Source organism: Berryella intestinalis (assembly GCF_000814825.1).
Taxonomy (GTDB): Bacteria; Actinomycetota; Coriobacteriia; order Coriobacteriales; family Eggerthellaceae; genus Berryella; species Berryella intestinalis.
In genome coordinates, this window is record NZ_CP009302.1 from 324,202 (window position 1) to 336,921 (window position 12,720).

Sequence of the window (12,720 nt, forward strand, 5' to 3'; positions counted from 1 at the left end):
TGCGCATGAAGCGCCGCCCGCAAGACGAAGGGACGAGCCGATGATCTATTTCGACAACGCGGCGACCACGCTGATGAAGCCCCCGTCGGTGGCCGAGGCGGTCGTCCGCGGCATCGGATCGTTCGGCGGTCCGGCGCGCGGCGTCCACGAGGCCTCGATCGCGTCGTCGTTGGCGGTGTACGAGGCCCGCGCGGCGCTCGCCCGCCTTCTGGGGGCTCAGGGCGCCGGCCGCGTGGCGTTCGGCTACAACGCCACCGATGCGCTGAACGCCGCCATCGAGGGGCTGCTTGCGCCGGGGGCCCACGCGATCACGACGGCCGCCTCGCACAACTCGGTTCTCAGACCGCTGTACCGCAAGGTCGACCGCGCGGGCGCCGAGCTGTCGATCGCCTCGATCGCGCCCGACGGCTCGCTCGACCTCGAAGCGTACGAGCGGCTGTTCCGCCCGGAAACGTCCCTGGTGGTTGCCACCCATGCATCCAACGTCACCGGCGACGTGTACGACGTTCGCCGCATGGCGCGCATCGCCCGCGACCACGGTGCGCTGTTCGTGCTCGACGCCGCCCAGACGGCCGGCGCGTTTCCCGTCGACCTGCAGGGAGACGGTTTCGACGCCGTCGTGTTCACGGGGCACAAGAGCCTGTTCGGCCCCCAGGGAACAGGGGGCATCGTCCTGTCGTCGGAGATGGAGATCCCGCCGTATCGCGTGGGGGGATCGGGCACGCACAGCTACGATCGCTCCCACCCGTCGTTCATGCCCGAGCGCCTCGAAGCGGGAACCCTCAATGCGCATGGTCTGGCGGGCCTCGCGGCGGGCGTCGCCTACATCGAGCAGACGGGCCTCGCCGCCATCGGGGCGCGCGTGCAGAGCCTCGCCCGCCGTTTCGGGGAGGCCGTTCGCCAGATCGAGGGCGTCCGCATCTACGGAGGCCCCCTCGATGCGCCGCGATGCGGTATCGTTGCATTGAACGTGGGTCGGGCCGACTCGGCCCTCGTGGCCGATCGGCTGAACGCGGATTTCGGCATCTGCACGCGGGCGGGCGCCCACTGCGCCCCCCTCATGCACGAGGCTTTGGGGACGTCCGATCGGGGAGCGGTTCGTTTCAGCTTCTCGCATTTCAACACGGAGGAAGAGATCGACAAGGGGGTAGAGGCGCTTGAAGAGATCGCGCGCGGGCTCGTCTAGAAAGCTTGACGAACCTCAGTTGAGAACGGCTTCCATCGGCATCGACATCGGGTCGACCGCAACGAAGGTGGCGGTTATGGACGGCACCGAACTGCTCGAGGCGTTCCTGACCCCGACGGGTTTCAGCAGCGTCGACGCGTCCGAGCGCGTGCTGCGCGAGCTCGAGGCGCGCGGATACGCGGCGGAGGGAAGCGACGTGGTGGCCACCGGTTACGGGCGCGTCTCGGTTCCGTACGCCCAGCGCGCCCTCACCGAGATCACCTGCCATGCGCGCGGTGCGGTCTACCTGTTCGAGCGGGACGGCACGGTCATCGACGTGGGAGGCCAGGACACCAAGATCATCCAGATAGCCGACGGCAAGGTGAAGAAGTTCGTGATGAACAACAAGTGCGCGTCGGGCACGGGCAAGTTCCTCGAGCTCATGGCCGACCGCATGGGCGTGTCCCAGCCCACGCTGTCCGAGCTCGCGCGCTCCGGGCAGCCCACCCCGATCACCAACGTGTGCACGGTGTTCGCCGACTCCGAAGTGGTGTCGCTGATCGGTCGGGGAGAGCCGCTGGAAAACATCGCCAACGGGATCATCGAGTCGGTGGTGGGGCGCGTGAGCTCGCTGGTGGGCCAGCTGCGCAGCAGCGAGTACTACCTGACCGGAGGCCTGTGCGAGAACGACTACGTGGTCGAGCGCCTGTCGGCCCATCTGGGGGCCCCGGTGCACACCGCGCCCCGGGCGCGCTTCGCCGGCGCGATCGGGGCGGCGCTCAGCTAGGCGCCGCAGGAGGCTTTCGGGTTTCGGTCGATGCGCCGTCGGCAGAGCCTCTCGGCTCGGTGCGCGGGTCCGAAGAGGGGGACGTACTCGATGTCGACCGAGCTTCCCTGCAGGTCGTACCAGCGCATCGGGGTTCCGCAGACATGCCTGATGGCGTATTTCGAGCTGATGACGAACCGGTCGAGCTTGCTGATGGTCCGGTTGGGGGTCGCGTACTTCCTCAGGAAGCAGAACCTGACGCTTCCCGTGGGGTTGGGCCTGCGAAACACCGAGTAGGCGCGCTGCTGGAGGGGGAGCTCTCCGGTTTCCATCAGGTCGCCCATGATCTGGTGGAGGTACTCGTCGACGAACTGCCCGCATTTGTACCCCAGGTTGAGGCGCACGCGGAACAGGTAGTCGGTTCCGAAGCTCTCCACGGCGTAGCTGCGCTCGAACGGGTCGTCGCTTACCACGATGTCGACCAGCCAGTAGGCCCGCGCCCGCTTGGGCCGGTTGTCGAGGATGGAGTACAGCACGTCGCGGTCGACCTTGCCCATGCGCCCGGGTTTGGAGATGTAGACGAGGTTGTCGGCGACCAGGGGCAGGCGGGTATCCTGCGAAAGCCTGCCGATCTGGGCTTTGTAACGCGCCAGGGGAAGCAGGTCGGCCTGGCTGCGCTCGATGGACGTTCCGCGCTGCCATACCACCATCACGTAGGCCAGCAGGGACGCGATGAGGACCGTGACGTAGCCGCCGTGGGGGAACTTCGAGAGGCTGGACAGGAAGAATCCCGTTTCAAGCGAGGCGAACGTCGCGACGAAGGCCGCGGACAGAAGGCGCCGCCCGCGATGCTTCCACAGATAGACGCCCATAAGGGCGGTGGTCATGAGCATGGTCACGGTGATCGCCAGCCCGTAGGCGGCTTCCATGGCGCTCGACGACCTGAAGAACAGCACGACGGCGATGCAGCCGATGGCCAGCATCAGGTTGATGCGGGGGATGTACACCTGGCCCTTTTCCTGGGAGGGGTACTTGAGGTGCAGGTGCGGCATGAGGTCGAGGCGCGTGGCTTCGGAGGCGAGGGTGAACGATCCGGTGATCAGCGCCTGGCTGGCGATGATGGCGGCGGCCGTCGCCAGCCCGACCGAGAGGGGCCGCACCGACGGGTCGAGCATCTGGAAGAAGGGGTTCATGTCCGGGATGGCGGCGATCTGCGGGTCGCCGATGTTCGACACCAGCCAGGCCCCCTGACCGAGGTAGCACAGGATCAGGCAGGCCTTGACGAGGGGCCATGATGCGTAGATGTTCGCCCGGCCCACATGGCCCATGTCGGAGTAGAGCGCCTCGGCGCCGGTCGTGGCGAGAAAGACGCTGCCCAGGACCATGAACCCGGCATGGTTGTCAGACGAGAAGAGGAACGCGATCGCATGGACGGGGTTGACGGCCGCGAGCACCGAGGGGCACCCGGCGAGCTGGATGGCCCCGGCGATGCCCAGGAAGGCGAACCAGCAGCTCATGACGATCCCGAACACGCTGCCGATGGCGGAGGTGCCGGCTTTCTGCACGCCGAACAGAACCGCGATGATCCCGATCGCCACCATGGCCACATGCGCCTGCCCGCCTTCGAAGAACGTCGCGATGGGCTCGACGGTGCGCAGGCCCTCCACGGCGGTGGTGATGGTGACCGCGGGCGTGAGGATGCCGTCGGCCAGCAGGGCCGCCCCGCCGACGATCGCCAGCCCGACGAGTTGCGGGTAGTGCTTCCTCACCAGGCTGTACAGGGCGAATATGCCGCCTTCGCCCTTGTTGTCGGCGTTCAGGGCGATCAAGACGTACTTGACCGTGGTGATGAGGGTGACGGTCCAGATGATCAGGGACAGCGCGCCGATCACGGTCTGCTGGGACAGCGATTCGATCCCGCCGTTGCCGTTCACGATGGCCTTCATGACGTACAGCGGGCTCGTCCCGATGTCCCCGTACACGACGCCCAGGGCAACGAGGGCCAGCCCGATGCTGGGCTTGCGGCTTCTAGCCGTGCGCGCCTTGCCGGCGGTGCGGTGCGGGGTGTCGGATGGGGTTGTGCGGGGTTTGATTTTGTCGGTACGAGGGGATCCCTCTATCAGCGAATCGGTTTCAATCTCGTTCATGAAACGTCTCGATCTCCCGAAAAAATATGACGACTCGTTATACTCCAACCGCTTCCGCGGCGAAAGGGGGAATCCGTAAAATCTTTCGAGACGCGGGCGGGCGCGCCGAAACGTCGGCGGGAAGCCGCGCGGGCCGAGCCGGCGCCTGTGGAAAGGGGGCGCTTGTCAGCTGCAGGGAGGGCGTTTTTCGTCTGCAGGAAAAGCGGCGCGAGCAATTCTCCACGGTTTGTTCGGTGCCTCGCGCGCGGGATTCCTGCTATGATTGGGTTTCTGGAACCACAGGGCGCGGTACCGACTTTTCAGCAAGCCGGCCGCGCTTTTTTCAGTGTTTGAACAGCATCTCGCTCACGGATTCGAGGCACGTACATGGCGTTCGTCCATCTGCACAACCATACCGAGTACTCCCTGCTCGACGGCATGACCAAGATCAAGGACATGGTGAAGCGCGCAGCCGAGCTGGACATGCCCGCCGTCGCCATCACCGATCACGGCGTGATGTCGGGCGTCCCCGAGCTGTGCGACGCCTGCGCGGCCGTCGGGAAGGAGACGGGCAAGAAGGTCAAGCCCATCTACGGGTGCGAGGTGTACTTCACCGACGACGACGAGCTGCGCCGCGACGGCAAGCCCCGCCTGTTCCACCTCATCTTGCTGGCGAAGAACAACACGGGTTACCACAACCTGCTGAAGCTGGTCAGCGAGTCGCACGTCGACAACTTCTACTACAAGCCCCGCACGACGTTTTCCATGCTGCAGAAGTACGGCGAGGGCGTCATCGCGACGTCGGCCTGCATCGCGGGCATCGTGGCGCGCCATCTGGACAAGGGGCTGTTCGACGACGCCTGCGCATGGGCGAACAAGCTTGCGAGCTGCTTTGCGCCCGGGGACTTCTACATCGAGCTGCAGAACCAGGGCCCCGAGGTGCGCACCGACAGCGGCATGTCGCAGGTGCAGCTGAATCGGGAGCTGAACAGGGTCGCCCAGGCCTGCGGGTTCAAGACGGTGGCGGCCAACGATTTCCACTACCTTCTGCGCGAGGACGCCGAGGCCCACGACGTCTTGCTGTGCATCGGCACGGGCCGCAAGGTGAACGAGACCGACCGCATGCGCTTTCCCAACGACCAGTTCTACATGAAGACCGAGGAGGAGATGCGCGAGGCGCTCTCCGAGTTCCCCGAGGCCTGCGACGCCACGGTCGAGATCGCCGAGAAGTGCAACGTCGAGCTCGAACGCGACTCCATCCTGCCGCGCTTCCCGCTTCCCGAGGGCGAGACCGAGGAGAGCTGGTTCCGCAAGCGCGTCCAGGAGGGCCTGGTCAAACGTTATGGCGATCCCGTCCCCGCCGAGGCGCAGGAACGCGCCGACTACGAGATGGGCATCGTCATCCAGCAGGGCTTCCCGGCGTACTTCCTCATCGTGCAGGAATACATCGAATGGGCTCGCAACCAGGGTATCGGCGTGGGGCCGGGGCGCGGTTCGGCCGCAGGCGCCATCGTCGCGTACGCGATGGGGATCACCGACCTCGACCCTTTGAGCAACGGCCTGCTGTTCGAGCGCTTCCTGTCGCCCGAGCGCGTGGAGATGCCCGATATCGACGTCGACTTCGAGGACGAACGGCGCGGCGAGGTGATCGAGCACATCAAAGAGGTGTACGGGGAAGACCACGTGTCGGGCGTCATCACCTTCGGTAAGCTCCAGGCCAAAAACGCCGTGCGCGACGCGGCGCGCGTGCTGGACTACCCTTACAGCGTGGGCGACCGCATCACCAAGCTCATCGGCGACGAGCTGGGCATCACCATCGCCGATGCGCTGGAGAAGAACCCCGACCTCAAGGCCGCCTACGCCGCCGAGGAAGACGTGCACACCGTGATCGACGCGGCGCTCGGCATCGAGGGGCACCTGCGCAACGAGGGCGTCCATGCATGCGCCACCATCATCTGCCGCGACCCCATGAGCGACCACGTTCCCATGAAGCGCGACACCAAAGGCGGAGGCATCATCACCCAATACGACGGGCATTACACGCCCGACCTGGGGCTTCTGAAGATGGACTTCCTGGGTCTGCGCACGCTGGGCGTTCTGTCGCGGGCGTGCCGCAACGTGAAGGCCTCGCGCGGCATCGAGGTCGTGCCCGAGGAGATCCCCACCGACGACCCGCTGGCCTTCAAGATCATGCAGGATGCGAACATGGACGGCCTGTTCCAGGTCGAGGGCGCTCTGTACGTCAGCCTGTTCAGCCGCCTGCCCCCCAAGCGCTTCTCCGACGTCGTAGCCTCCATCGCCCTGAACCGCCCCGGCCCGCTGGAGTCGGGCATGGTGGACGACTACGTGAAGGTCGCGTCCGGGCGCGTGTCTCCGCACTACTACGACGACCGGCTGCGCGGCATCCTGGAAGAGACGTACGGCACCATGGTCTACCAAGAGCAGATCATGCAGGTGTCCATGGAGATGAGCGGCTTTTCGGCCGGCAAGGCCGACAAGCTGCGCAAAGCGATGGGCAAAAAGAAGCTCGACATCATGCGCCAGCTCCAGGCCGACTGGAACCAGGGCGCGATCGAGCGCGGCTACGCGCTGGAGATCGCCGAGAAGATCTGGGACGACGCGGAGAAGTTCGCTAAGTACGCCTTCAACAAGTCCCACTCGGCCGCCTACGCCATCCTGGTCATGCGCACGGCCTACATGAAGGCGCACTACCCCAACGAGTACATGGCGGCGGTGCTGTCCAGCTACATGGGCAACACCGACAAGCTCATCCACTACATCGCCAGCTGCAACCACAACGGCACGCCCGTGCTGCCGCCCGACATCAACTCGTCCAACGCCGAGTTCACCCCGGTCGAGGACGGCATCCGCTTCGGGCTGGTGGGCGTGCGCGGCGTGGGGCGCAACGTGGCCGAGCTCATCATCGCCGAACGCGAGGCGCAAGGCGAGTTCACCTCCCTGCACGACTTCGTGCGCCGCGTCGATGCGAAATGCTACAACCGCAAGACGCTCGAAGCGCTGATCAAGGGCGGTGCGTTCGACTCGACGGGATACACGCGCAAGCAGCTGATGTACTTCGTGGACGAAACGCCCCTGCTGGACAGCGCCGCCAAAACCCAGAAAGACCGCGATGCGGGCCAGGTCAGCATGTTCGACATGTTCGGGGACGACCCCGAATCCGGGTTCGAGGACGACACCCCCGAGCCCGACGGCGTCGAGTGGCCCAAGCGCCAGAAGCTCGCGTACGAGAAGGGCATCCTGGGCATCTACGTGTCCGACCACCCCATGCGCCCGTACGAGCGGGCCGTGGCGAAGATCACCAAGCACCGTCTGGGCGATCTGGCCGACCATAAGGGCGACATCAAGTCCGACGTGTTCGCGGGCATGGTGAACGGCGTGGTGACGAAGCTCACCAAGACGGGCAAGCGCATGGCGACGTTCAACCTCGAGGACGTGACGGGTTCGGTCGAGTGCATCTGCTTCAAGTACGACGACAACGCCGACGCCCTCATGGAGGATAAGATCGTCAAGATCAAGGGCAAGTTCGAGCACGGCGATCGGGGCGACCAGATCATCGCGTACGATATCGACGAACTCGACTTGGGCGAAGGCGACGAGTCGGCTGCACCGGGGGCCGGGCGTGCGGGGCATTTCGAGCTGCGCGTGCCGTGCCACCTGTTCGATCAGGCCAAGATCCAGCAGCTCAACCGCCTTTTGAGCCAGTATCCGGGCAACGACTTCGTGGTGCTGTTCGTGGCCCAGGAAGACGGCCGCAAGTTCCGCGCCGAGTTGCCCATCACGGTGGATTCGAGCAGCGTGTTCCTGAAATCCGAGCTTCAGCAGCTGTTCGGGCAAGTGGTCTGGTAGGCAGGGTATGGAAGAGCTCACGGACAGGCGTATCGGCGCCGGGGATCCCGAACCGCAGGGAGGCGGCGGGGTCCCCGAGGCGACGTTCTCGATCTCCCTGGGGTATCGGGGGCAGGCGTTTCGCGGTTTCGCGCGGCAGCCCGGCCAGCCGACGGTTCAGGGCGAGCTCGAGCACGCCCTGTCGCTCATGCTGCGCCGCTCGGTCGAAGTGGTGTGCGCGGGCCGCACCGATGCCGGCGTCCACGCGCGCAACCAGGTGGTCTCGGTGGACGTGACGGCCGCCGAGGCACAAGCGCTTGCGGGCCGTCGGACCGTCCGCTCGCTCAACGCCCTCACCCACGACGACATCGTCGTGCACGCGGTGCAGCGCCGATCCCCCGGTTTCTCCGCCCGCTTCGACGCCGTCGAGCGCGAATACCGTTACCGCATCTGCACAGGCGACGCACCGCCCCTGTTCATGCGGGATTTCTCCTGGTTCGTGTCCGGTTCGCTCGATGTCGGGGCCATGCGCGAGGCGGCCGCTTGCTTCATCGGCGAGCACGACTACAAGAGCTTCTGCAAGGCGGTGTCCGCCATCGATAAGCCGACCTGCCGGTACGTGAGCGAAGTCTCGCTGTTCGAAGAGGTCGAGATGGGCGAGCGCGTGACCGTCGTGCGCGTGGTGGGAAACGCGTTTCTGCACTCCATGGTGCGCACGATGGTGGGGTCGCTCGTCATGGTGGGGAAGGGCCAGCGGGATCCCGGTTGGATCGCGCGGGCCCTCGAAGCCCGCGACCGCACGGCCGCCGGCGAATGCGCTCCCGCCCGCGGACTGGTGTTCTGGGATGTGAGGTACTGATGGCGCGGCGCAAGCGGCCCCGGGTCGACAAGAAACGCGTCGAGGCCGCCCGCTTCCGACAGCTCTACGCCAGCCGTGATGGGCGCCTGTGCGTGTTCGAGGACGAGAAAGGCCATCTGACCTGCGTGCGCGCGAGCAGGCTCGCGTAGGGGCCCGCATCCGATACGCGGGCGGCTCGCTCGGGGTCTGCGGGTCCGCGGCTTTCTCGGCGCGCTACTTCTCCAGCACGGTCTTTCCCGAGGTGACCTCTTCCCATTTGGCCAGGACGCTCTTGCGCTGCGAGCCGAACAGCTCCAGATCCTCGTCCATCAGCAGCGAGGTGTCGAAGTCCAGCTCGATGCCCTTGACGGTGGGCAGGCTCATGAGGACGGTGCTCTTCTTGTCGATCTCGGTGAGGGACTTCAGGTTATCGTCGCTGGAGAACAGCCATTCGATGAACAGCTTGGCGTCCTCCACGTCCTCGCCGCCCTTGAACGCGGCCACCCCGTCGGGGATGTAGGGGATGCCGTCAGTGGGGTAGACCAGCGACAGGTCCTTGTTCTGCAGGATCTCGTCGAGGGTGCGGTCGAGGTAGGTGATGCCGATGGCCGCTTCGCCGGCGGCGACGCGGGTCGAAGGATCGCTGCCGCGGCGGGTGTAGTAGGGGATGTTCTCGTTGAGGCTCGCGAAGTACGCCCAGCCCTTCTCGTCCCCGAGGGTCTGCAGGATCGCGTTCACCACAGCGTAGTTCGTGCCCGAAACCGCCGGCGAGGACATGAGGATGTTGTCGCGGTACGAAGGATCGACCAGATCGGCCCAGGCGAGCGGTTTCTTCGCGCCCATCTGGGAGAGCATGGCCTCGTTCACCAGGAACCCGACGACGGTCGAGCCCTTCGAGAACCACAGGTTCTCCTCGCTTTTGAACCCTGCCGCGAACTCGCTCGCGCGGTCGAACTCGACCTTTTCGAGCAGGCCGTCGGAAGCGGCGGACATGAACGAGTCGATGCCGCCCCCGAACCACAGGTCGGCTGCCGGGGTCCCGCCTTCGGCGCGCAGGCGCGAGAGCGCTTCGCCGGACGACATCGAGATATATTCGACGGCCTGAGCTCCGGTTTCGGCGGAGAATTTGTCGAACAGCTTCGAGTAGGCCTCGCTTGTGCAGATGACCTTCATCGACTTGCCCGAGGTCGACTTCAGCGCGGTTGACTTCTCGGAGGCGGCTTCGGTCGCCTCCTTCTTGTCGGAGCTGCAGCCGGCCAGGGCGAGGGCCGGCACGGCGGCCGCCATCCCTATGACGAAGCTGCGGCGCGATACGTTCGTTTCTCCCATGTTGATCACTTCTTCCATTCCAACGTTTTCTCTATATCGAAAGAGACCGCATCGCCGGCAGCGGGGTTGCGTTCCCCGCTGCCGTAGACGACGACTTCGTCTCCCCCAACCTGGATATGCAGCTCCCGGTGGGAGCCGAGGAACACGCTGCGCGTCACCGACCCCGTGAAGCGGCCCCCGTCGCGCACGGCGGCGTCTTCGGGGCGGAAGCACACCGCGCCCCGGTCGGTTCGGAGGGTGTTCACCCGTCCGAGGAAATTCGCGCAGAACCGGTCGGCCGGATGGTCGTAGACATCCTCGGGCCGCCCCACCTGGCACAGGCGCCCGTCGCGTATGATGGCGATGCGGTCGCCCAGCGTGAGCGCCTCTTGCTGGTCGTGGGTGACGAACAGCATGGTGACGCCGAAGCCGCGCTGGATGTCCTTGATCTGCTCGCGCATCCGGACGCGCAGGTTCGCGTCGAGGTTCGAGAGGGGTTCGTCCAAAAGCAGCACCTTGGGGCTTAGAACCAGCGAGCGCGCCAGCGCGACGCGCTGCTGCTGGCCTCCGGATATCTCGCCGATGCGCGCGCGGGCGCATTCGGACAGGCCCACGCGCTCGAGCATCTCGCCCGTGCGGCGGCGCACCTCGCTTCTGGGCTCCCTTCGCACCTTCAGGCCGTACGCCACGTTCTCCTCGACGGTCATGTGGGGGAACAGGGCGTAGGATTGGAACACCGTCGATACGGGGCGCTTCTCGGGCGGCAAAGACGAGATCTCGGCCCCCTCGACGCGGATCGATCCGGAGTCGGGCAGCAGGTAGCCGCCGATGGCCCTCAGGGTCGTGGTCTTGCCGCATCCGGACGAACCGAGCAGGCACACCAGCTCGCCTTCCCCCACGAAAAGCGAGAGGTCGTCGATGACGCGGCGGGACCCGAACGTTTTCACCAGCGAAGAGATCTCAAGCACGGTTCGTGCGCCTCCTTGAAAGCATGAGCGCCGCGAACGCGACGTTGACGAATACGGTGAGGGCGATAATGGCCAGCGATATGGCGGCCGCTTCCCCGTACTTGCCGCCGGCAAGCGCATCGAACAGCTCGAAGATCGCCACCTTGTGGCTGGGGGAGACGAGGAAGATCACGGCGCCGTAGGCGCACATGGCCGACGAGAACGCGTCGACGAAGCCCACGGCGGCCGCGGTGCGCAGGTTCGGCAGCAGCACCTGGACAAACGTGCGGGCCTCGGATGCGCCCAGGTCGCGCGCGGCCATATCGAGTTCGGGGCTGATCTGGGCCATCGTCGTCGAGAAGGCGTTGGTCGATATGGCGAGCTGCTTGAAGGTCAGCACCAGCACGATGATGGCGGCCGTTGCGGTGAGCTTCAGGGGAGGGGCGTTGAACGCGAGGATGTATCCGAGCCCCAGGCAGGTTCCCGGCAGCATGTAGGGCATGGTGACCAGGAACTTCAGCCCCTTCCCGAAGGTTATCGCGCGCCGGTCGGCGAAGTAGGCGACCAGGGCTCCGATAACGGTGCCGGCCAGCGCCGCGATGAGCGCGAAGACGAGGCTCCGTCCCAGAGGGGCCAGGTCGTAGTCGGCGAGGTGGGTTATGTGGGAGAGGGTGAACGACGCGTTCCATCCGATTCCGGCGGTGAAGGCCGCGCGCACGATGGTCGCGTAGAGCGCGATCATGAAGGCGAGGAACAGCCCCGCGACGATGCCCGCCGCGCATCCGATGACGCCTTTCAGCTGAAGCGGGCTTTCGGGTCGTGTTCGGTCCCCCACTCCGGCGGAAAGGTCCATGCTGCCCGAAACCAACCCGTCGGAGGACTTGGAGAGGCGCCCGTAGGCGGCGAACACCACGATCGCCACGGCGGCCAGAAGGATGTTGAGCGCTGCGGCGGCCTGCAGGTCGGAGTAGCCGATGATCTGCATGTATATCTCGGTGGCGACGGTTTCGAAGCTGCCGCCGATCACCACGGGCGTTCCGTAGTCGGAGATCGACCTCACGAAGGTGAGCAGCATGCAGACCAGGATCGAGGGGCGCAGGAGGGGCAAGACGATGCGCCGCAGCACGGTCGAGCTCGTCGATCCCAGGTCGCGGGCCGCCTCGAACATGCGGCGGTCGAGGCGGCGCAGGACGCTTACCAGCAGCAGCACGTTGATGGCGGTGAAGAACAGCGTCTGCATGAGCACGACGCCGACCCATCCGTACGGGTCGATGCGCAGCCCCAGCAGGCCGTAGGTGACAAGCCCGCTTTTCCCGAATAGCTCGAGGTAGGCAAGCGACGCGACGAAGGGCGGGGAGATCAGCGAGAGCATGGAGATGCCCAGAAGCGCCCGCGAGAACAGCCTGTTCCCGTACGCGATGGCAAGGGCGACGGCAAGCGCCAGCGCTGTCGACGCCACCGCCACCAGGGCCCCGACGAAGGCGCTGTTCGCGATGAGGTCGAGGTTGCCGGCAAGCACGCCGAGGGCGAGGCCCGGCGCACCCTGGTCGTCGACGAAGCCGCGCTGCGTCAGCCGCGCGAGCGGATAGGCTATGAACAGGGCGATCGATGTGAGGACCGCGACGAGGGACGCGAACGCGAGGGGCGATGCGGCAAGCGGCGGGCGCTTCGGGCGGGAAGCACCGAGTCCTTCGCGCGCTGTTCGGGCGATGCGTGCCATGAGG

Annotated in this window: 9 protein-coding genes; 5 read left to right on the forward strand and 4 right to left on the reverse strand. The window is 66.0% G+C overall.

The genetic code is table 11. The features are described from left to right. Positions 1–40: 40 nt before the first annotated feature. Both JI75_RS01385 and JI75_RS01390 read left to right on the forward strand, forming a co-directional pair. Positions 41–1,186 carry an aminotransferase class V-fold PLP-dependent enzyme gene (locus JI75_RS01385; RefSeq protein WP_039688169.1) on the forward strand — a complete coding sequence of 382 codons (1,146 nt, stop codon included), beginning with the start codon at positions 41–43 and terminating at the stop codon, positions 1,184–1,186. Next, positions 1,158–1,952, forward strand: a complete 795-nt coding sequence (locus JI75_RS01390) for an acyl-CoA dehydratase activase (protein WP_240993192.1) — start codon at positions 1,158–1,160, stop codon at positions 1,950–1,952. The genes JI75_RS01385 and JI75_RS01390 overlap by 29 nt, the downstream gene beginning before the upstream one ends. On the opposite strand, the gene JI75_RS01395 is transcribed toward JI75_RS01390, so the two are convergent. Then, positions 1,949–4,078, reverse strand: coding sequence for a KUP/HAK/KT family potassium transporter (locus JI75_RS01395; RefSeq protein WP_082019693.1), 2,130 nt, complete (start codon positions 4,076–4,078; stop codon positions 1,949–1,951). The genes JI75_RS01390 and JI75_RS01395 overlap by 4 nt on opposite strands. A 366-nt stretch (positions 4,079–4,444) precedes the next feature. On the opposite strand from JI75_RS01395, the gene dnaE reads away from it, so the two are divergent. The 3 genes from dnaE to JI75_RS09125 are packed head-to-tail and all read left to right on the forward strand — an operon-like array spanning position 4,445 to position 8,911. Beyond that, positions 4,445–7,924 carry a DNA polymerase III subunit alpha gene (gene dnaE, locus JI75_RS01400; RefSeq protein WP_039688173.1) on the forward strand — a complete coding sequence of 1,160 codons (3,480 nt, stop codon included), beginning with the start codon at positions 4,445–4,447 and terminating at the stop codon, positions 7,922–7,924. 7 nt (positions 7,925–7,931) lie between these two features. Continuing rightward, a complete protein-coding gene (gene truA, locus JI75_RS01405; protein ID WP_082019694.1) occupies positions 7,932–8,762 on the forward strand; it encodes a tRNA pseudouridine(38-40) synthase TruA in 831 nt (276 codons plus the stop codon). Next, positions 8,762–8,911 (forward strand): hypothetical protein, encoded by a 150-nt coding sequence (locus JI75_RS09125; protein ID WP_158407604.1) that lies wholly within the window; start codon positions 8,762–8,764, stop codon positions 8,909–8,911. The genes truA and JI75_RS09125 overlap by 1 nt, the downstream gene beginning before the upstream one ends. Before the next feature lie 64 nt (positions 8,912–8,975). Here the strand turns inward: JI75_RS09125 and JI75_RS01410 are convergent, their stop codons facing one another. The 3 genes from JI75_RS01410 to JI75_RS01420 are packed head-to-tail and all read right to left on the reverse strand — an operon-like array spanning position 8,976 to position 12,716. Next, positions 8,976–10,070 carry an extracellular solute-binding protein gene (locus JI75_RS01410; protein WP_039690284.1) on the reverse strand — a complete coding sequence of 365 codons (1,095 nt, stop codon included), beginning with the start codon at positions 10,068–10,070 and terminating at the stop codon, positions 8,976–8,978. Positions 10,071–10,075: 5 nt separating this feature from the next. After that, complete coding sequence (locus JI75_RS01415) at positions 10,076–11,017, reverse strand: ABC transporter ATP-binding protein (RefSeq protein WP_039688175.1); 942 nt, start codon at positions 11,015–11,017, stop codon at positions 10,076–10,078. Then, positions 11,010–12,716, reverse strand: coding sequence for an ABC transporter permease (locus JI75_RS01420; protein WP_052241498.1), 1,707 nt, complete (start codon positions 12,714–12,716; stop codon positions 11,010–11,012). Before JI75_RS01420 ends, JI75_RS01415 begins: the two co-directional genes overlap by 8 nt. Between the last annotated feature and the right edge of the window lie 4 nt (positions 12,717–12,720).